The sequence below is a fragment of the Bacillus sp. RO2 genome, from assembly GCF_012911845.1.
In the GTDB taxonomy this organism is placed as follows: Bacteria; Bacillota; Bacilli; order Bacillales; family Bacillaceae_I; genus Sutcliffiella_A.
On sequence record NZ_JAAXCU010000030.1, the window covers coordinates 102,156 to 123,201 of the forward strand.

Sequence of the window (21,046 nt, forward strand, 5' to 3'; positions counted from 1 at the left end):
TCCTCCTTGCAATTTTTTAAAAATAACGATAAAATTTATAGATAAGATAGGTAATTGTACGTAAACGGAGGGATCGATATTGGCATCAGATATCGTGGTCGATCATCGTGATAAAGCTATTACGCTTTTAAAAGCTGATTCAGATAAAATTTTAAAGCTGATTCAAGTCCAAATGGACAACTTAACCATGCCCCAATGCCCGCTCTACGAAGAAGTGTTGGACACGCAAATGTTCGGACTTTCTCGAGAAATGGATTTTGCTGTTAGGCTTGGATTGATTTCTGAAAAAGAGGGGAAAGATATCCTGTCTAAATTGGAAAAGGAGCTTTCCGCACTTTACGAAGCATGGGAAAGAAATTAATACTAGTAACGCTCAATCATGCGATTAAAGCTGATTGAGCGTTTTTATTAAATTACAAATAAAAATGTCCTGAAAATCAGCATTAATCTCATTTTTTCTACATAATTAGTAAGGATTGTATCGAAAAAGAGGAAAGTTATCGAAAAATAATGTATAATGGCTTTTATAATTGAAAAAATATTCTAAACTTTTCTACGCGAGAAGTAGCTACTAGGGGGAGACAATATGACGAGAAAAATAAACAAGGTTCTTGTTGCGAACCGCGGCGAGATTGCAATTCGTGTTTTTCGAGCTTGTACAGAACTGAACATTCGCACAGTTGCTATTTACTCAAATGAGGATATAGGCTCATTCCATCGCTATAAAGCAGATGAAGCATATCTTGTAGGAGAAGGTAAAAAACCGATTGATGCTTACCTTGATATCGATGGAATCATTGAAATTGCAAAAGCGAATGACGTAGATGCGATTCATCCTGGTTATGGTTTTCTTTCTGAGAACATTCATTTTGCTAGAAAATGTGAAGAAGAAGGCATTATTTTTATTGGGCCAACATCCAAGCATCTGGATATGTTCGGAGACAAAGTAAAAGCAAGAACACAAGCCCAACTGGCCAATATTCCTGTCATTCCGGGTACAGATGGTCCCGTCCACTCGTTGGATGAAGTGATGGACTTTGCTGCAACGTACGGCTACCCGTTGATGATCAAGGCTGCACTTGGTGGCGGCGGTCGTGGCATGCGTATCGTCCGCAGTAAATCTGAATTGCGTGAGTCGTTTGATCGTGCAAAATCAGAGGCAAAAGCGGCATTTGGAAATGATGATGTGTATGTAGAAAAACTAATTGAAAACCCAAAACATATTGAAGTCCAAATCCTTGGTGATCAGCATGGAGAAATCATTCATTTGTTTGAGCGTGATTGTTCCATTCAGCGACGTCATCAGAAAGTCGTAGAGATTGCACCGAGTGTTTCTCTATCTGAGGACTTGCGTCAACGAATTTGTAACGCTGCAGTAGAATTGATGGAAAATGTAGATTACATTAATGCGGGTACAGTAGAGTTTTTGGTAGCAGGTGAGGAATTCTATTTCATTGAAGTTAACCCTCGTGTGCAAGTTGAGCACACCATCACTGAAATGGTAACGGGTGTTGACATTGTACAGTCCCAAATCCTAATTGCAGAAGGACATGCCTTACATAGCAGTAAACTTGGTATTCCAAAGCAGGAAGACATCCGAGTTCACGGGTTTGCCATTCAGTCCCGTGTAACAACGGAAGATCCATTAAATGGTTTCATGCCGGACACAGGTAAGATCATGGCATACCGTTCCGGTGGAGGATTTGGAGTTCGTTTGGATGCAGGGAATGGCTATCAAGGAGCAGTCATTACGCCGTATTATGACTCCTTACTTGTTAAGTTGTCCACATGGGCTTTGACATTTGAACATGCAGCTTCCAAAATGGAGCGAAACCTGAAAGAATTCCGTATTCGTGGAATCAAAACAAATATTCCATTCTTAGAAAACGTGGTAAAGCATCCAAAATTCATGAATGGGGAATATGATACATCATTTATTGATACAACACCTGAGCTTTTTGTTTTCCCAAAACGTAAAGACCGTGGTACCAAAATGCTCACCTATATCGGAAATGTAACCGTCAACGGATTCCCAGGTGTGGAAAAAAGGAAAAAACCAATCTTTACTAATCCTAGAATGCCGGAAGTCAGCCATGTTGGTGAAGTACCAAGCGGTACAAAGCAAATTTTGGATGAGCGTGGAGCAGATGGATTGGTTAAGTGGGTGACAGATCAGAAGGAAGTCTTATTGACAGATACCACATTTAGAGATGCGCATCAGTCTTTATTGGCAACAAGAGTCCGTACAAATGATTTAAAGCAGATTGCTGAGCCAACAGCTAAGTTGCTGCCAAATCTTTTCTCGATGGAAATGTGGGGGGGAGCAACGTTTGATGTGGCATACAGATTCTTAAGTGAAAATCCTTGGGACCGTCTGTTGACATTACGCGAAAAGGCGCCGAATATTCTTTTCCAAATGTTACTTAGAGCATCCAATGCGGTAGGGTATAAGAACTATCCAGACAACCTGATTAAGGAATTCGTCGAGAAATCTGCTTATGCTGGAATTGATGTATTCCGGATCTTTGATAGCTTGAACTGGGTCAAGGGGATGACCTTGGCAATTGATGCAGTTCGAGACTCTGGAAAATTGGCAGAGGCAGCTATCTGTTACACAGGAGATATCAATGACCCAAGCAGAACGAAATATGATCTGCAATATTATAGTGATATGGCAAAAGAATTGGAAAGAAGCGGAGCTCATATTCTTGCTATCAAGGATATGGCGGGCCTATTAAAGCCGCAATCAGCTTATCGTTTAATATCCACATTGAAGGAAACAGTGGACATTCCGATTCACCTTCATACACATGATACTAGCGGAAACGGAATCTATATGTATGCAAAAGCAATTGAAGCAGGCGTTGATATTGTGGACGTGGCCATTAGTTCCATGGCAGGGCTGACTTCACAGCCAAGTGCCAATTCCCTATATTATGCTCTAGAAGAGACAGACCGTAAACCGGATGTATCCGTTAAAGCGTTAGAACAGCTATCTCATTACTGGGAAGATGTACGTAAATATTACAGTGATTTTGAAAGTGGTATGAACAGCCCGCATTCCGAGGTATATATGCACGAAATGCCTGGAGGACAATATAGTAATCTTCAACAACAAGCAAAAGCTGTAGGACTTGGAGCTCGATGGGAAGAAGTAAAACAAATGTACCGTCGTGTTAACGATATGTTTGGTGATATTGTCAAAGTAACACCTTCTTCTAAGGTAGTCGGCGATATGGCGTTATTCATGGTTCAAAACAACCTATCTGAACAAGATGTACTAGAAAAAGGAGAAACAATTGATTTTCCGGATTCTGTTATCGAATTGTTTGAAGGATATTTGGGACAACCGCATGGAGGATTCCCAGAAGATCTGCAAAGAGTTATCCTAAAAGGAAAATCGCCTATTACGGTTCGTCCAGGCGAGCTATTGGATGATGTCGACTTTGAGGAGATTCGCAAAAAATTGTTTGAAACATTGAATCGCCAAGTAACAAGTCATGAGATGATTGCTTATGCACTTTATCCAAAAGTGTTCTTAGATTACCAAAAGAAGTATGAACAGTATGGGAATGTATCCGTTCTCGATACACCTACATTTTTCTTCGGCATGAGGCTCGGAGAAGAAATCCAAGTGGAAATCGAGCAAGGAAAAACATTAATGGTCAAGCTGGTTTCCATTGGGGAACCACAAAGGGACGGAAATAGGGTTGTGTACTTTGAATTAAACGGACAACCTCGTGAAGTATACATTAAAGATGAAAATGTTAAATCCGAAGTGGTAACAAAACCTAAAATGGATGCAACTAATCCTACCCATATTGGAGCTACTATGCCTGGGACAGTTATCAAGGTATTGGTGGAAAAAGGGGAGAAGGTTTCCAAAGGAGATCACCTGATGATTACGGAAGCCATGAAAATGGAAACTACCGTACAAGCACCATTCAGCGGTACTGTTAAACAGATACATGTAGCAGCTGGAGAGGGAATTGCAACTGGAGACTTATTGATTGAAGTGGATAAAGTATAATTATATTTTCCTATTAAAAGAAACTGAGAGTGATGGTCCATCATTCTCAGTTTCTTTTTTTAATAGATAAGAAAGTATATAATCCAGTTGATTTCCGTTCCAGGCGGTTCGCTTGCCTGCGGGCGGTCCGTGAGCCTCCTCAGGCTTGCGCCTTCCGGGGCTTCACCTGTCCCTTCCTCCCGCGGGCGTCTGCGCGCCTTCCACTCCAATCAACAAGGTGACCTCATTAACCTTTAGGATTTTTGAAGAGGTAAGGTATATGGCTGAGTTAATTGTAAAAGTAATAACGTTTCGTTCTAGTAATCTTGAGCTGTTGATTGGAGCAAAAGGCGAAGACTCCTGAGGTAGATAGTGCTAGGTGGAGACCCCGAAGGCGAAGCTGAAGGAGGCTCACGTCAGCCCCTAGGAAAGCGAAGCCATTTGCGGAAATCAACAGCGGAGTGTATCCAAGTAACTAAAAATGGCCGGTCGGTTTTTCCACTAATATATGAATGTAACCCATCCAAACTTTTATTAGGTTAGCTATGTACCTATAATGGAGAGTGAGGTGACTAACTTATGACTTTATCAGTAATGTGGTTTCGCAGAGATTTTCGTTTGCAAGACAACACTGCTTTATACCACGCGGTAAAGGAAGCACAACAAAGAAAAGAGCCTTTACTGTTCATCTACCATCTAGATCCGGTATTCACTAAAATTGATACACCCAATCACCGCTATTTCTTTGATGTATTGGAACGGTTTGTTAAACGGTGTGAAAAGCTGGGAATATACATTCATATAATAGAGGGGACATGGCAGGAAGCCTTCTCTCAGATTTTAGAACACTTTCCTGAAATGTCATCATTATACTACAACCAGGATGAAGTTGGTGCTGGTCAAAAACGGGATGAAGAAATAGACAAGTTCTTTTTACAAAGGGGAATTAAGGTTTCTTCCTATATCGACTACACTATTCACGGTGCTATTGAAGTGAAAAAAGCGGACGATTCTATTTACAAAGTTTTTACGCCATATTTCAAGAAGTGGATTGCTCTCCCAAAAAGAGATCCATACATCTTAACAGAGGAAGACCTAACGCTAAATAGTGTCAGAAATGATTCATTGTACTCTAAAGGTCAAGAAGCGTTATCGAACCTACCAATGTTCTCAGATCAAAACTCTGTTGCGCATGAAGAAGCAGCAAGGGATTTGCTAAACGTGTTCTTACAAAAGAAAATAGATGAATATGATCGTTTCAGGGACGTACCCTCTGCAGAAGCGACATCAAGGTTATCTGTCCATCTGAGGACAGGAACTATTTCCGCTAGGACAGTTCTGTATCACATTCAAGAAAAACAACAATCATCCTATAGCACAGGGATGGATACATTTATAAAAGAATTGGCCTGGAGAGACTTTTACAATATGATCTATCATCACTACCCGGAAAGTAAATCAAAAGAAATAGATGATAAATATCGGGAACTAAAGTGGGATGACAATACAAATCTATTGAAGAAATGGAAAGACGGAAAAACAGGATTTCCAATTGTCGATGCGGGCATGAGACAATTGAAAGAAGAAGGATGGATACATAACCGTATTAGAATGATCACAGCTTCTTTTCTCACTAAGGACCTGTTAATGGATTGGAGATTTGGAGAAAGGTACTTTGAGGAGATGTTGCACGATTATGATGAGGCGTCCAATATTGGGGGCTGGCAATGGGCATCGTCAGTAGGAACAGATGCAGTACCATATTTCCGTGTTTTTAATCCAATGACACAATCGAACCGGTTTGATTCTAATGGGGAGTATATAAAAAAATACCTTCCTGAGCTTGCAGGGGTTTCGGAAAAGTTCATTCATGAGCCATGGAAAATGAGTGAAAATGATCAAAAGAAAGCAGGTTGTGTGATTGGCAATGATTATCCTAGCCCTGTGGTAGACCATGCCCTCCAAAGAAAAAAGGCAATTCAAATGTTTCAAGAATTAAAGTGATTACCTATTAAAAACGAGTGGGCTATATTAAGCCCACTCGTTTTTACATAGATTTAGTTGTTTGGTTGCTTAGTTTAACCTTATTGGTTTTATTCCGCGTTACTAGCATTAAGAAATAGCTTAATACCCCGAATAAACAAGAGATAATTAAAGCGTGTAATAAAGCTACAAAGATATTTAGCTTGGTAACCACAATTAAGGCTCCGGTCGTAGCTTGAGAAAGTACCAGAATGGAGCATATGATCCAGCCGATTTTTATGACAGGCTGGTGTTTGTATTTCTTAATGGCAAGGACTGTAACATAAAGAATCCAAACAACAATAAGTCCGGCCGCCGCTCGGTGTCCCATTTGAATCCATTCATGCATCTGGGTGGGAAGCCCCAGTCCGTTCCGTGTACAGCTAGGCCAACTTGGGCATGCTAAGCTTGCGCCAACATGTCGCACTAATGCACCGCTATACACAACTAGATAGCAGTAAACAATAATACCGATAATATGAAACGACATCTTTCGATCCACTATCAACGTTGCAGCATCAAACTTCTTATCTACTTCAAAAATAAGTAAAGTTAGAAGGAAGACGGACGCAAATGAGATGAGGGAAATTCCAAAGTGGAGTGCCAGTACTGCAGAAGATTGTCCCCACATTACAGCTGCTGCTCCAATTAGAGCTTGTAAGATTAATACCAGAAAGGATAAAAGTGCTAAAAATTTTGTCTCTCGTTTATGGCCAATTGCCCTCCAAGCCCATATTGCCAGAGTCAAAACCATAAGAGCGGCTAACCCTGAAACAACGCGATGACTAAGCTCTACAATGAGGGCGAAGTCAATATTACTTGGTATAAGCTCGCCGTGACAGAGAGGCCAAGATTTTCCGCATCCCATACCAGATCCAGTTTTAGTAACAAGAGCTCCCCCGATCAGAACAAAAAGCATGACAATAGACGTGCAAACGGCGAACCATTTTAACAATTTATTCACTAGATTCACCTTCTCAGAAAGAATTTGTATCTCCCTTATATTAAAAAAGAAACAGAAATGGTAAAATAATAAACGTCCTCCCAATACTACACAATCTTACGGTAATTGACAATATCCTCATACAGTGATCAATCAGGAAATTATTATCGTGAAAAAGGTTGAATAATGGTGTGGAGTTTGCTAGTAATATATAAGGGAAGTTTGTAATAAGCTTCTTCACTTTTGTGAAAAGCTTCGACAAGTCCTATTATATACCGTTTTATCAAGCACGGGTCGGATTCTCTTTAGGTGACACAAATTAGTCATATTTTCTTCAAATATAATTCACAAAGTATTTAGCAAATATGATTTAATATACAGAGAGAATGTTGATGAGCACATGCTGCTCATTTTGTGCATGAAAACCGCATAATACTGCGGTAGTGAAAACGCATTCACATGCTCTTTTGTTTTACAAATGATTGCATGAAAGGTTCAAAGGAGGAATATAAATGGCAAATTTGAGGACTTTGGACCAAGCGCCTGCTTCATTATCAGATGAACGTCCTCAAGGTATAGAAGTTGCTCCTTCTAAATGGAAAGACTTCTTAGCGCTAATTAAAATTGGAATAGTGAATTCCAATTTCATCACTACGTTTACCGGCCTCTGGTTAGCTATATATTTTACCCAGACTGATGGTTTTATTGCTAATTTGGAAATCGTACTTCTGACTATGATAGGATCTTCATTGGTTGTTGCAGGTTCTTGCAGTTTAAATAACTATATTGACAGAGATATTGATCATCTCATGTCTAGAACCAAGAATCGTCCTACCGTAACCGGAAGAATGAATCCTAAAGGTGCTCTATATCTTGGGTTGTTTCTTACTGCAGTAGGAACCATCATCTTAGGTTTTACAACGATTACAGCAGCTGTAATCGGACTTATCGGGGCTTTCACCTATGTGGTTTTATATACAATGTGGTCAAAAAGAAAAAATACGCTTAACACTGTAATAGGAAGTGTGTCAGGTGCTGTGCCGCCGCTTATCGGATGGGCTGCAGTTGACCCGGGACTATCGTTGATTGCGTGGATATTATTTTTCATCATGTTTGTATGGCAAATTCCACACTTCCTTGCCATTGCCATCCGAAGATGCGAGGAATACCGAAATGCCGGCATTCCAATGCTTCCTGTCGTTCATGGCTTTGATATAACAAGAAGACAAATGCTTGTATGGGTTGCCTGTTTGTTGCCGCTGCCTTTCTGGTTGTTTGACCTTGGGATAGGATTAATCGTATTGGCTACACTCCTGAATCTAGGCTGGCTTGCTCTAAGTATTGCTGGTTTCAAGATGAAGGATGGAATGAAGTGGGCAACATTGATGTTTGTCTACTCATTAAATTATTTAACTATCTTATTTGTTTCCATGATCATCGTTACTATTTTTTAAGATCAAGGTATAAGAGTGCATGACAGCTATTGCTTATAGAGGGTAGCTGTCTGTTTTCACGCGAAACACCTCAAAATTAAAGGGTGAAATTACATAACCTGTGGTATAGTAAACAATGGGTGCAAAATTTGTCCTTTTGAGGTAAATCGTGTATAGCTGATATGGTGAAAGCCATTTGGCTCTATAATTTGTGATTAGATTCTTTCTCAAAGCTTTGAAGGAATTTATCAATACATTCTACTTCACTCACTAAATATGAAAGAGGGGTTTGATTAGGCTATGAAGAAATGGCTACCTAATTGGCGTATAGTATCACTTTTCAGTGTAATGGCGCTATTCTTAGCAGGCTGTGGTAAACCATTCTTATCTACACTTCAGCCAGTTGGTGAAGTGGCAGATATGCAAAAATCACTGATTTTGTTAAGCTCAGCAATTATGATTCTTGTAGTAGTTGTGGTTTCTATTATCTTCGTTTACGTTGTAGTGAAATTCCGTCAGCGTAAAGGCGATAAAGAAATTATTCCAAAGCAAGTGGAAGGAAGCCACAAGCTTGAAATCACCTGGACTGTTATTCCGATTTTATTACTTTTAATCCTAGCAGTTCCAACTGTATCTTACACTTTCAACCTTGCTGATGTCAGCGAAATGGACAAGGAAGAGACTGATGCGCTTGTAGTAAATGTTACTGCACACTTGTACTGGTGGGAGTTTGAATACCCAGAGTATGGAGTAGTAACGAGTCAAGACCTATATGTACCTACAGATGAAAATGTTTACTTCAACTTGGAAGCAAGTCAAGTAAAACACTCCTTCTGGATTCCTTCTGCGGGAGGAAAAATGGATACAAACACCGACAACACGAATCGTTTCTGGTTAAACTTTGATTCAAAGCGTGTTGGCCAAGCTGAAAATTTATTCCACGGTAAATGTGCCGAGCTATGCGGACCTTCACATGCATTGATGGATTTCAAGGTAAAAACGATGCCTCGTGAAGAGTTTGACCAGTGGATTGAAACAATGCAAGGAAAAGAGCATGCTGCAGATACTGATCTTGCGCAAGCAGGTGAAGAAATCTTCAACCAAAGCTGTATCACATGTCACGCGGTTGGTGCGGATGCACAAAGTGACGCTGGGGTTGCACCTAACTTAACAAACTTCGGGGACCGCACTAAGATTGCTGGTATTTTAGAACATACTCCAGGAAACTTGGAAAAATGGTTGAAAAACCCTGAAGAAGTAAAACCGGCTAACTTGATGACAGGTACTTACGGTAACTTGAAACAAGAAGAGGTTGACGCTCTTGTTGAATACTTAATGTCATTAAAAGTGGACGAAGAATAGATTTTACAGAAAGGGAGGTTACATTGTGAGTACGTTAGCACAGAAAAAAGGCTTTGGCGCAACGGTATGGGATTATCTAACAACGGTAGACCATAAGAAAATCGCCATCCTTTACCTTATTGCCGGCGGTTTCTTCTTTATCGTCGGTGGCTTGGAAGCGATGTTTATTCGTATCCAACTGGCAGTACCAAATAATGATTTTTTAGCTGCAGGCCTTTATAATGAAATACTTACTATGCACGGAACAACAATGATTTTCTTGGCAGCGATGCCATTATTGTTTGCGTTTATGAACGCAGCTGTTCCTTTACAAATCGGTGCACGTGACGTTGCATTCCCATTTATCAACGCTTTAGGTTTTTGGTTATTCTTCTTTGGAGGAGTATTCCTGAACATGAGTTGGTTCTTAGGTGGAGCACCTGATGCTGGGTGGACTTCTTATGCATCACTGTCACTGGCATCTGAAGGTCATGGTATTGACTTTTATGCGTTAGGACTTCAAATATCGGGTATTGGTACACTAATTGGTGGTATTAACTTCCTTGTTACGATCATCAACATGCGAGCTCCTGGTATGACTTATATGCGTATGCCATTGTTTACATGGTCTACGTTTGTAGCATCTGCACTAATTCTTTTTGCTTTCCCTCCATTAACTGTTGGGCTGGCATTAATGATGTTCGACCGCCTTTTCGGAACAGCTTTCTTTGATCCGAACCTTGGTGGTAACACAGTAATCTGGGAGCATTTATTCTGGATTTTCGGACATCCTGAAGTTTACATTTTAATCTTACCGGCATTCGGTATTTTCTCTGATGTATTCTCTACTTTCTCTAAGAAACGCCTTTTCGGATATTCTTCCATGGTATTCGCGACAGTATTAATCGGTTTCTTAGGATTCATGGTGTGGGCTCACCACATGTTCACAACTGGTCTTGGACCGATTGCGAATGCAATCTTTGCGGTTGCAACAATGGCAATTGCCGTACCAACTGGTATTAAAATCTTTAACTGGATGTTCACGATGTGGGGCGGACAGTTACAAATCAATACTGCAATGCTATGGTCAGTAGCATTCATTCCTACTTTCGTACTTGGTGGGGTAACAGGGGTAATGCTAGCTTCAGCTGCTGCTGACTATCAATACCACGATTCTTATTTTGTAGTAGCCCATTTCCACTACGTAATCGTAGGTGGGGTAGTGTTTGGTCTTTTCGCTGGACTTCACTACTGGTGGCCGAAGATTTTTGGTAAAATTTTAGATGAAACTTTAGGAAAGATTACTTTCTGGTTATTCTTCATAGGTTTCCATTTAACGTTCTTCATCCAACATTTCCTTGGTCTAATGGGGATGCCACGTCGTGTATTCACATTCGGTAAAGATCTAGGATGGGAACTAGGAAACTTAGTTAGCTCCATCGGTGCTATTTTCATGGCACTTGCAACAGTTGTATTATTCATCAATATCGTAAAAACTGCTATTAGCAAGCAGACAGTTGCTGGCGATGCTTGGGGCTATGGCCGTACGTTAGAATGGTCCATTCCTTCACCACCACCAGAGCACAACTTTACGCAAACTCCACTTGTTCGTGGACTTGATCCGTTATGGGTAGAGAAAATGGAAGGTAAAAAAGGCATGACGCCTGCAGAACCAATTGGAGACATTCATATGCCAAACGGTTCCATTCTACCGTTTATTATTTCTATCGGGTTGTTTATTGCAGCATTCGGTGTGATGTATAGAACTGATTACACTTGGGGTCTTCCGGTAATGATTATTGGATTACTAGTTACATTTGGTGCCATGTTCTTCCGTTCTATAATTGACGATCATGGATATCATATTCATAAAGAAGATCTTCTTGCTGAAGATGATGACAAGGGGGCGAAGTTATAATGCATACTGAAGAAAAATTCACAGCAGAAACTTTTCCCGCTTCGCCTGAAAAGGCGACCCTTGAAGGTAAAAACAAGTTTTTAGGCTTCTGGCTTTTCCTAGGTGGAGAGACTGTACTTTTTGCTTCTTTGTTTGCAACATATTTAGCTTTAAGTGGACCTGATTCCATTGTTTCTGGTCCTGATCAAAAAGAATTATTTGATCTAGCACTAGTTTTTGCTGCAACAATGATTCTTTTAACAAGTTCTTTAACAAGTGTGTACGCTATGTACCACATGAAAAACTTTAACTTTAAAAAGATGCAATTGTGGATGGGTATCACATGGCTTCTAGGATTATCATTCTTAATCCTAGAGATCTATGAGTTCAATCATTATATCCATTTAGGCCATACAATTACTAGCAGTGCGTTTGGTTCTGCATTCTACGTATTAGTTGGTACTCACGGTGCCCACGTATTCTTCGGTTTACTTTGGATTGGAACTCTTTTAATCCGTAACATGAGACGTGGTTTGGATCTATACAATGCCCCTAAGTTCTATGTAGCATCACTATACTGGCACTTTATCGACGTTGTATGGTTATTCATCTTTACTGTTGTATATTTAATGGGATTGGTGTGATGACTGATGGCAAATACTCAATCAAATACAGGTAACCCAAAAGTAGACTTAGCATATCGTCGCAAAAAGAATAAGGAAGAAATGAGATACCAAGTTGTATCCTTCGTATTAATGATCTTCCTTACTCTACTTGCATTCCTTGCAGTAGGAGCAGAGATGTCCAAGTACTTTATCGTACCTTTCATCATCTTGCTTGCAATTGTACAGTGTATTTTCCAACTATATTATTTCATGCACATGAACCATAAAGGACATGAAACTCCAGCATTATTCTTATATTCTGGATTGGCAGTTGGCTTAATCACAATCTTGGCATTTACTACTATCATCTGGTGGTAAAAACCAAACAAAAAAGGCAGCCCATAGTGGCTGTCTTTTTTTGTTTGTATAACAGCGTAGAACTGTTGATTTGCGTTCCAGGCGCTTCGCTTGCCTGCGGGCGGTTCGTAAGCCTGCTCACACAGCATGAAAGCCACTGAAAAAGTCTTTGAATATAGATGTTGTTAAGACACCGCTGTGGACTTCCGCAAATGGCTTCGCTTTCCTAGGGGCGCTGCTGGAGCCTCCTCGGCAAGCCTGCGGGGTCTCCACCTAGCGCGATCTCCCTCAGGAGTCTTCGCCTTTTGCTCCAATCCACAGCTTAATATTCACTAGCACATGATTTTTCAGTTTTACAGTGGCTTTCTCCGCCTGAAGGGTCTCACCTGTCCCTTCATCCCACGGGCGTCTAGGCGTTCTTCCACTCCAATCAACAAGGTTATTTCATTCACCTGAGGTTCTATGTAAAGGCAATTACCAGAACTGAAAGTGTGATAACACTATTTTTTGCGTAATTTCTAGCTGTGGATTGGAGCAAATGGCGGAGTCTCCAGCGGGGTAGTAACGGTAGCTTGAGACCCCACAGCGCAGCGAGGAGGCTCAAGCACCGTCCCGCGGAAAGCGAAGTCATTTGCGGAAAGGAACAGCACCGTTAACCGACAACTTAAAGCCCATATAAAAGAGTAACATTGTCTAATTCATGACACTTTCAGTTAATGGGGACTATCCTTTTTGTATCACATTGAACGAGCTTGCTCTTGTATAGTATAATATGGTTATGCAAAGGGAGACCCATTTAGGTCTCTATAAAATTGAGGTGACAGCATAATGATCGGCAACTTGGATATGTTTGGATTCCAAGCTTTATGGAGTCCATTTTTATTAATTTTCACTATCCTTACCATAGCATTATATTTCTATATTACCGGCAAAGGGAGACACCGTTTCCAGGACTCTGAGGAAATATCAAACAAGCAACGTGCTCTATTCCTCATCAGTATGATACTGTTTTACCTTGTAAAAGGATCACCAGTTGATTTGTTATCTCATTTAATGTTAAGTGCTCATATGACGCAAATGGCGATATTATATCTGGTAATTCCACCTATTTTACTTATGGGTATGCCTGCTTGGGTTCTTAGAAAATTCATCAATCTTCCAGTGGTAGAACCTGTGTTCCGGTTTATTTCAAAACCACTTATTGCATTATTCGTTTTTAACGTATTGTTCTCTCTTTACCATATACCAGTCGTATTTGACACGATAAAGGTTGATATGGTCTACCATACGGCATATACATCTGTAATGTTCTTAGGGGCTTTTATCATGTGGTGGCCTCTTGTTAATCCACTACCTGAGGAACAACGGCTTTCAGGAATTAAGAAAATTGGTTATATTATGGCAGACGGAATGTTATTGACACCTGCTTGTGCCTTGATTATTTTCGCAGATCAGCCACTATATTCTACGTATTCGGAGTTGACTGCATGGATGGCAGCACTTGCTTTATGTGTACCAGCCGGAACCTTAAGTGGTCTTGATCTTGGTGGGCCAGAGTTGTTCAATGCTTTGCCATTGGTTGAAGATCAACAGCTTGGTGGTGTCATCATGAAAATCATCCAAGAAATCATGTACGGCAGCATTTTAGCCTACGTATTCTTCGGCTGGGCCAAGCGTGAACGAGAAAAAGACGAAATCGACCTAAACAAAGCCATGCAACCAAAAGTGGTGGAGTAAAGGAAAAACAGCAACTTTTTCTGTTGCTGTTTTTCTATGTAGCATTATTTACAATATCATGAACGTTTGATAATCATGTTGATTCAACGTGAAATGTTTTCTAAAATAAAAGAATGAAAAGAAGTACGAGAGGAGAACAAGATGGATCACTCAATTCCAATAATGCCTACAATCAGTACATTCTTTATCGTACTGAGCGCCATATTTGTCGCAATAGGCTGGTACTTAATTAGTAAACGCAAAATAGAAGCACATAAAAAAGCAATGTTTTTTGCAGCAATTTTCGCAATAATTTTCTTTGTCATTTATGCATCAAGAACTATTTTTGTTGGCAATACCAGCTTCGGAGGACCTGATGATATAAAAGTGTATTATACAATCTTCTTACTTTTTCACATCACCCTTGCTACGGTTGGTGCTGTCATGGGAATTATCACCCTATGGACAGGCTACAAAAACAAGCTGGAAAAGCATAGAAAGCTTGGTCCGATCACAAGTATCATCTGGTTTTCTACCGCAATTACAGGTGTTGCAGTTTACTTACTTTTATATGTTATTTATCAGGGTGGCGAAACTACATCCGTTTTCAAAGCTATACTAGGTCTATAAGAACAAAAAAAGGTGATTGGACAATAGTCCAATCACCTTTTTTGGATGCTATATTTTAAAGTTCAGTTTAATAATACCTGCTTCACGTGCAGAATTAAATGCAATTAATAATAATGGTCCTACAATAAATCCAAGGATGCCAAGCAGCTTTAAACCTAAATACATGGCAATCAAAGTTGCTAGTGGAGAAAGTCCGATATGACTTCCCATAACTTTAGGTTCAACCGTTCTTCTAATGACTAAAAGAACGACAGCCAATATGGACAATTGTGTTCCAAGTCCGATATCACCTGTAATGTAATGGAATATAGCCCATGGTCCCAAGATTACAATGGAGCCTATAATGGGAATGAAATCAATGACCCAGATGATAAAAGCCATTAGTAATGCTACCTCGGGTGAAATAAATAACAATCCAATCAAGCTGGCGAAAAATATAATGACACTGACAAGGAATTGTGCTTTAAAGAAACCAAACACTACATAAGATAATCTTGAACTCATGAATTTTACTTTGGCTGCCGTTTCTTCTTTAAGGTGTGAATAAAGACCTGCTTTTAAGCGAGGCATGTCAATTAAAAACAAGAAAAGGGCAATCAGGTAAACGATGAAACTGACCAAATAATTTGGAATATTTGTGAAAATACTCTTGATATTTTGTATATTAAACAAATCTGTCAAGTATATTCTCAATTCATAAAGAAATTTGTCAACTTGCAGGCTGATTTCAGTAACAAATTCAGGTGGAAGATCTTCAGAAGCATTATTCATATCGGATTGAAAGTCACGCCATACCCTGTTAACTTCATTTATGTAAGAAGGGGCATTCTCTACCAAGTTGATTCCTTCTGTAATTACTTTTGTTGTTAGAAAATACCCTACAATCCCGATACTAGTCAAAAACAACAGAAAAACGATGAAAACAGAAAGGTTTCTTTGTAATTTCGCTCTCGCTTGTAAAAGCCTCACAAGAGGTTCAAGGAACATTGCTGTAATCAAAGCAATGATGATGGGAATTGATACAGGCAATATAAAAAATGCAATCATTGCTATTACAGCAATAATAATTAGTATAAAAAGTGTTCGAATACTAAACAGCGTTGACAATGGATGTCTCCTTTCTAATACCATACTCCTATATTAATTATAGTATGGATTTTATTGAAATAACAGTATGTATGAAAATAAATATGAGAACGGTTTCTATTTATACATTCTTTTATTCGTAAAAGGGAAAAAGTAGATAAAAGTTAAGTAAGCACAGTTATTGTATAAAAGCATAAAATAATAAAACCCCTAATGAGAAGAGGAGGTATACATGATGTTGTTACTGAAGAAAGGACAGGAAGAGATGAGTAATATGCTGTTGCAAACAGTTATATCTATCTGTGTTTCAGATATTGGTGATATCAAACTCCTTCCACCACGTTCGGTAGGGAAATTGTACTCTTTCATAAATCGAGACCAAATCAATCATGCAGTGATTAATTATAATGATAAAAATAAGCTATGTATTGAACTTTTTGTTGCTGTCGTATACAACAAATGTATTCCACAAAAATGCAAGGAACTACAAACATTAATTAAAAAAGAAATTGAAGTCATTACAGGGGAGAGGGTATCGGAAGTAAATATATACGTTGATTATATATGGATCAAATAAAGTTTAAAGAAAAAAGGTGAAGCAAGCCCGTTATGCCTGCAATTCACCTTGAGAACTCATTTCAATTATTTAATTGTATCCATACGTTCTTTAGCTTGTTTTAACAAAGAAGTTGAAGTAGATACTATATTGGAAGGAAATGTTTCGCCTTCTCCATACTCCACGCCATGCGGATAGTAATGCTTGCCTAAAAGCGGTGTCAACAAGTTAATGATAGCATGTGAACCACCAATATCACCTTCTACAGCATATCCTTGAACACGAAGGTAAAATGTGCCTTCTTTTGTTTCAAATTTACGGTCATAGGTTACTCGCTCATAGTCCCATTGACCAGCAAGGTCAAAACCTAAATCCTCCATAATGTCAGTTAAACGGGATAATTCCACTCTTTCATTTTCAAAGCCTGTATTCTCAATTTTCATGTATGTACACTCCTTTTTCTATCACTGTGAAACCAAATAAAGTATGCTCCCTGTTTTATAATAGTACGAAAGCGGACAACTTTCAATAAAAGGTTCTCAATCTCAGGCTGGTCCAATTAAGTTTTTTGGAAAAATTCATGATTTTGTAGAAAATGGTGAACCTAATGTAGTAGAAGAAGATACCTTTATCCTCTTCAAAATAGTGGACAGCTATGTATGAAATAAATCGGAGGTAGAAAAAATGCAAACGGTAAGAGATGTTATGACAACAAATGTAGATTGTTGTACACCATTGGATAATGTGTTTGAAGTGGCAACAAAAATGAAGGATCTGAATGTAGGGGCCATTCCAATTGTGGAAAATGGACAGCTATTGGGAATGATTACAGATAGGGACCTAGTTGTCAGAGGTATTGCAGAAAAACATCCAGGTTCTAATCCAGTAACAAATGTAATGAGCGATCACTTAATTACCATTGGTCCTGATACTTCTATTGCAGAGGCTTCTCATTTAATGGCAGAACATCAAGTCCGAAGACTGCCTGTAGTGGAAAATGGGCAGTTGATCGGAATAGTATCACTAGGAGATTTGGCAGTGAGGGATTATTCAGACGACCAAGCTGGAGATGCGCTTAGTGATATTTCAGAAAAATAACCTAAACATAGTACGCTGTTGATTTCCGTTCCAGGCCCTTCGCTTGCCTGCGGGCGATCCGTGAGCCTCCTCGGCTTCGCCTGCGGGGTCTCACCTGTCCCTTCCTCCCACGGGCGTCTTCGCGCCTTCCACTCCAATCAACAAGGTTACTTCATTCACCATAGGTCAAAAAGACGACCTAACAGAGTTATTAATGTACCCTTGAAGATTCTTTTAATGACTTACTAGCTGTGTATTGGAGCAAATGGCGTAGACTCCAGCGGGGGAGTAACGGTAGCTTGAGACCCCGCAACGAAGAGAGGAGGCTCAAGCACCGTCCCGCGGAAAGCGAAGCCATTTGCGGAAAGGAACAGCGGCGCAAAACCAATAACTAAAGTCTTTAAAATTACCGGTTGATTATTAACCGGTTTATTTATGTTATAACAAAAGTATTCATTCTACTTTTAAAGGGTATAGATAGAATAAATCTACTATTGTCTATTAAAACGTAAAATTGTGAATGAAAGTGATTCTAGTAAATATAATGATAGAAAAGGGAGGGGAAAGAGAAATGAGGGGTTTATTCTTTTTGCTATTTATTGCATTTTGTTTATATTTATTTGTTAATGTTGAACCACATGAGTTGGAACAGCTTATTACTGAACAACCACTAACTGGCCAAATTGCAACAGAGAAAAGACAATCAGAAGACAAAGCTTTTGTACAATCTGAAATTCAAATGAATCAAGAGATAGGCGGTCTAGCTGCTTTTATGGGGGAGGATTCACAAGTCTTATTGGACAAGCTAGGAGAACCGGTTAGAAAGGATCTTTCCTCCTATGATTACGAATGGTGGATTTATAATGAGAATTTGGAGAATTACATGCAATTTGGCGTGAGTGGGGGTAAGGTCGTCACTATTTTTAGTACAGGAAGTGAAAGTGAAAATGAACTGTTTAATATAGGGCAATCTTACGATGAGTTGAATGATACATACAACTTTTCAAATGATTTGACAGTTTCCCATGAAGAAGGTTCTTATCGTTTTCAGTTAAAAGAAGAAGAATTGAAAACAAGACCCTTGCTTAAAGTAGAAGATTTCTATGTTCAGTTATATTTTGACAATTTCGAACAAACTCTTTCAAGTGTTCGCTACTTGGACAGCTCTACCTTGATTAAACAACGCCCTTATGAACTTTTATATAGAGGTCCTTTGGTCGAACCAAAAGAGTTAAGCGAGGAAGAATGGGCAAGGGTCGAGGAAGGGGATGCAAAGCAAATTATTGACTTTACAAATATTATTAGACATCGCTTTGAGTTATCACCAGTAAAATGGGATGAAGATACAGCAGGGGTTGCTTACTTACATAGTAAAGATATGTATGAGAAAGACTATTTTTCTCATACATCCCCCACAAAAGGGAACTTGACTGATAGACTTACAGTAGGAGAAGTCGCATTTCGTTTGGCTGGGGAAAATATCGCTGCAAAGTATGTGGACGGAGTTGCTGCGGTGGAAGGCTGGTTAAATAGTGAAGGGCACAGGAATACATTATTAAATCCAAGGTTCACCCACCTTGGCGTAGGAGTGAAGGAGAAATACTACACCCAGAATTTTATTGAAACATGGTAGAACAGAAAAAAGACAGTCATTCAAGGCTGTCTTTTTCTGTTCACTAATTTCATATCGCCCGCAAGAAAAACTTCACCATCCCAGCTTCCAACAATCTGTAATTGGTCCCCTTTACTAAATGAAGGAGGATTACTTGTTGGAGTAAATGGTTGCCTATAAACTACTGTTAAAAGTCCATTATCATTTTGTATCCGACAAGTAGTTTCGAGTAAATACAATTGATGATAAAACCGTTTGTTTTCTGTTTGTATAGAAAGGAGTTTCCCTTCCACTCTAGCTTCAGAAGGTACGTGTGAGAGGTTCTTCCAACGTTCTTTTTGTTTCTTAGCCTCGTTTTTGGTGATCCAATAAAAATAACCAATCAGAATAGGAATAACGATGGCAGTAACCATTTCACCCTTCCTTTCTAGGTTCTTTTTGGAATAACAAAGAAACTGCCTGTTGCATGGGCAATTAGTACACCATCACTCCGATAGACTTTGCCTTCCATCACCAATAACTTTGTTCCTTTATGAATCACAGAAGCCACACATGTAAAATGATCCCCAACGCCTTTTGCTACGTAATTTACTTTCATTTCAGTCGTAACTGCAGCCTTGTCTTCTGGGATCAATTTAAAAGCAAGCGTACCCATAGCAGAGTCAAGCAATGTTGCGGTTAAACCTCCGTGTAAAATATCTAATGAGTTCTGAAGCAGTTCGGTGTTAGGTATCGTCATAGTTAAAGTATCTGGCTTTTGAAATTCACTGTTGATTTCCATAAGTGCTCCGATATGTGTACTGTTCGAACCGTTTCTTATGCGTTCAATGCTTTTTAAATATAAGGAAGCTACATGTTTTTCCTCCTCCGTAGCATCTGATAAAAAGTGGTTCCATTGTTGCTTAATATCCATTACTCTGTCCTTCTTTCTCGAAAAAGTCTACCTACATCTTATCAAGGGCGGGCAAGGAAGAAAAGAAAAATAGGCGAACGCTTTTACTTTTTCCAAATAAAATAAACTAGGCATATTAACGAGGAGAGGGGTGAGAGAATGGCAACTAATCAAAAACATCCTAGCATTGAAAAGTTCAAAGACTTTGTAAAACGACATCCAAAGCTTTCACAAGAAGTTAAGAGTAAGAAAAAGACCTGGCAGGATTTGTTTGAGGAATGGTATTTGCTTGGAGAAGAGGACGAGAGCTGGAAAAGCTACCGTGATGACGAAACACAAGAGGAGAAAACAGAAAAAAAATCCGATGTTATTCCTCAACTGCTGCAATCTTTGAAAAAGATGGATGTGAACCAGATGCAGTATCATCTGACAAATGTCAATTCTGCTATAGGTAATATTCAGCAGTTAATTCAACAGTTCATTCCTAATTCAACCAAAGGCAGTTCCCCGACCCAAGGAGTAAAAAATCCGTTTTCGTTTAGAAAAGACTAGGAATGGATGAGGCTAATGAGAAAAGACGTCTATGAATATATCCAAAAAAAGAAAACGTTAAAAAGTTACTTACGCGAACAACCTATATGGTATCGTACCCTTACTAGAAATCCCGAGAAGCTTAACGACTTTGAGTTATCCTCCATGCATTATTATAAGCAAACGATTCCTCACAAAGTGGAGAAGTTTCAAAACTCCGTTCAAATGGCTTCAATGATGGTTCACATGTTTCAAACAATGAAGAATATGGACTAAACTTGAAATTCGAGCGCACCACTTTTATGTGGGCGTTTTTTATTAGAATAGAATATATCCTCC

20 protein-coding genes are annotated in these 21,046 nt (G+C 39.3%); 15 read left to right on the forward strand and 5 right to left on the reverse strand.

Going from position 1 to position 21,046, the window contains the following annotated elements; translation table 11 throughout:
- Nucleotides 1–79: 79 nt before the first annotated feature.
- From HF078_RS06390 to HF078_RS06400, 3 genes are all read left to right on the forward strand, one after another.
- Nucleotides 80–361 (forward strand): Fpa/YlaN family protein, encoded by a 282-nt coding sequence (locus HF078_RS06390; RefSeq protein WP_010192813.1) that lies wholly within the window; start codon nt 80–82, stop codon nt 359–361.
- 225 nt (nt 362–586) lie between these two features.
- Nucleotides 587–4,030 (forward strand): pyruvate carboxylase, encoded by a 3,444-nt coding sequence (gene pyc, locus HF078_RS06395; RefSeq protein WP_169290373.1) that lies wholly within the window; start codon nt 587–589, stop codon nt 4,028–4,030.
- A gap of 558 nt (nt 4,031–4,588) precedes the next feature.
- On the forward strand, nt 4,589–6,013 hold the full coding sequence (locus HF078_RS06400) for a cryptochrome/photolyase family protein (RefSeq protein WP_169290374.1): 1,425 nt from the start codon (nt 4,589–4,591) through the stop codon (nt 6,011–6,013).
- Nucleotides 6,014–6,056: 43 nt separating this feature from the next.
- Here the strand turns inward: HF078_RS06400 and HF078_RS06405 are convergent, their stop codons facing one another.
- Nucleotides 6,057–6,995, reverse strand: coding sequence for a COX15/CtaA family protein (locus HF078_RS06405; RefSeq protein ID WP_169290375.1), 939 nt, complete (start codon nt 6,993–6,995; stop codon nt 6,057–6,059).
- A 491-nt stretch (nt 6,996–7,486) separates the two neighbouring features.
- Here HF078_RS06405 and cyoE point away from each other — a divergent pair, with 491 nt between their 5' ends.
- From cyoE to HF078_RS06440, 7 genes are all read left to right on the forward strand, one after another.
- On the forward strand, nt 7,487–8,428 hold the full coding sequence (cyoE, locus tag HF078_RS06410) for a heme o synthase (protein ID WP_205831537.1): 942 nt from the start codon (nt 7,487–7,489) through the stop codon (nt 8,426–8,428).
- 279 nt (nt 8,429–8,707) lie between these two features.
- Nucleotides 8,708–9,769 carry a cytochrome c oxidase subunit II gene (gene coxB, locus HF078_RS06415; RefSeq protein ID WP_169290376.1) on the forward strand — a complete coding sequence of 354 codons (1,062 nt, stop codon included), beginning with the start codon at nt 8,708–8,710 and terminating at the stop codon, nt 9,767–9,769.
- A 25-nt stretch (nt 9,770–9,794) separates the two neighbouring features.
- Nucleotides 9,795–11,666 (forward strand): cytochrome c oxidase subunit I, encoded by a 1,872-nt coding sequence (gene ctaD / locus HF078_RS06420; RefSeq protein ID WP_481748000.1) that lies wholly within the window; start codon nt 9,795–9,797, stop codon nt 11,664–11,666.
- On the forward strand, nt 11,666–12,289 hold the full coding sequence (locus HF078_RS06425; protein ID WP_010193000.1) for a cytochrome (ubi)quinol oxidase subunit III: 624 nt from the start codon (nt 11,666–11,668) through the stop codon (nt 12,287–12,289). The genes ctaD and HF078_RS06425 overlap by 1 nt, the downstream gene beginning before the upstream one ends.
- Before the next feature lie 6 nt (nt 12,290–12,295).
- Nucleotides 12,296–12,628 carry a cytochrome c oxidase subunit IVB gene (ctaF, locus tag HF078_RS06430; protein ID WP_169290377.1) on the forward strand — a complete coding sequence of 111 codons (333 nt, stop codon included), beginning with the start codon at nt 12,296–12,298 and terminating at the stop codon, nt 12,626–12,628.
- An 807-nt stretch (nt 12,629–13,435) separates the two neighbouring features.
- The gene (gene ctaG, locus HF078_RS06435; RefSeq protein WP_169290378.1) at nt 13,436–14,344 is read left to right on the forward strand and encodes a cytochrome c oxidase assembly factor CtaG; all 909 of its coding nucleotides are present in this window, start codon (nt 13,436–13,438) and stop codon (nt 14,342–14,344) included.
- Between the two features lie 141 nt (nt 14,345–14,485).
- Nucleotides 14,486–14,953 (forward strand): DUF420 domain-containing protein, encoded by a 468-nt coding sequence (locus HF078_RS06440; RefSeq protein WP_169290379.1) that lies wholly within the window; start codon nt 14,486–14,488, stop codon nt 14,951–14,953.
- A gap of 48 nt (nt 14,954–15,001) precedes the next feature.
- On the opposite strand, the gene ytvI is transcribed toward HF078_RS06440, so the two are convergent.
- Entirely contained in the window at nt 15,002–16,060 is a 1,059-nt protein-coding gene (ytvI, locus tag HF078_RS06445; protein WP_169290380.1) for a sporulation integral membrane protein YtvI, read from the reverse strand.
- Between the two features lie 211 nt (nt 16,061–16,271).
- On the opposite strand from ytvI, the gene HF078_RS06450 reads away from it, so the two are divergent.
- Nucleotides 16,272–16,616, forward strand: a complete 345-nt coding sequence (locus HF078_RS06450; protein ID WP_169290381.1) for an Asp23/Gls24 family envelope stress response protein — start codon at nt 16,272–16,274, stop codon at nt 16,614–16,616.
- A 65-nt stretch (nt 16,617–16,681) separates the two neighbouring features.
- Here HF078_RS06450 and HF078_RS06455 read toward each other — a convergent pair whose 3' ends face one another.
- Nucleotides 16,682–17,038: a YugN family protein gene (locus HF078_RS06455; protein WP_169290382.1), complete on the reverse strand. Its 357-nt coding sequence runs from the start codon at nt 17,036–17,038 to the stop codon at nt 16,682–16,684.
- Nucleotides 17,039–17,279: 241 nt separating this feature from the next.
- On the opposite strand from HF078_RS06455, the gene HF078_RS06460 reads away from it, so the two are divergent.
- Together HF078_RS06460 and HF078_RS06465 are read left to right on the forward strand one after the other, a co-directional pair.
- Nucleotides 17,280–17,693, forward strand: a complete 414-nt coding sequence (locus tag HF078_RS06460) for a CBS domain-containing protein (protein ID WP_168864023.1) — start codon at nt 17,280–17,282, stop codon at nt 17,691–17,693.
- A gap of 550 nt (nt 17,694–18,243) precedes the next feature.
- Nucleotides 18,244–19,305 (forward strand): CAP domain-containing protein, encoded by a 1,062-nt coding sequence (locus HF078_RS06465; RefSeq protein ID WP_169290383.1) that lies wholly within the window; start codon nt 18,244–18,246, stop codon nt 19,303–19,305.
- A gap of 20 nt (nt 19,306–19,325) precedes the next feature.
- Here the strand turns inward: HF078_RS06465 and HF078_RS06470 are convergent, their stop codons facing one another.
- Nucleotides 19,326–19,697 (reverse strand): hypothetical protein, encoded by a 372-nt coding sequence (locus tag HF078_RS06470; RefSeq protein WP_169290384.1) that lies wholly within the window; start codon nt 19,695–19,697, stop codon nt 19,326–19,328.
- 14 nt (nt 19,698–19,711) lie between these two features.
- Complete coding sequence (locus HF078_RS06475) at nt 19,712–20,197, reverse strand: PaaI family thioesterase (protein WP_169290385.1); 486 nt, start codon at nt 20,195–20,197, stop codon at nt 19,712–19,714.
- Between the two features lie 138 nt (nt 20,198–20,335).
- Between HF078_RS06475 and HF078_RS06480 the strand changes: the two genes are divergently transcribed.
- Both HF078_RS06480 and HF078_RS06485 read left to right on the forward strand, forming a co-directional pair.
- Nucleotides 20,336–20,728 (forward strand): YlbD family protein, encoded by a 393-nt coding sequence (locus HF078_RS06480; RefSeq protein WP_169290386.1) that lies wholly within the window; start codon nt 20,336–20,338, stop codon nt 20,726–20,728.
- A gap of 15 nt (nt 20,729–20,743) precedes the next feature.
- Nucleotides 20,744–20,983 (forward strand): YlbE-like family protein, encoded by a 240-nt coding sequence (locus HF078_RS06485; protein WP_088018023.1) that lies wholly within the window; start codon nt 20,744–20,746, stop codon nt 20,981–20,983.
- Nucleotides 20,984–21,046 lie beyond the last annotated feature (63 nt).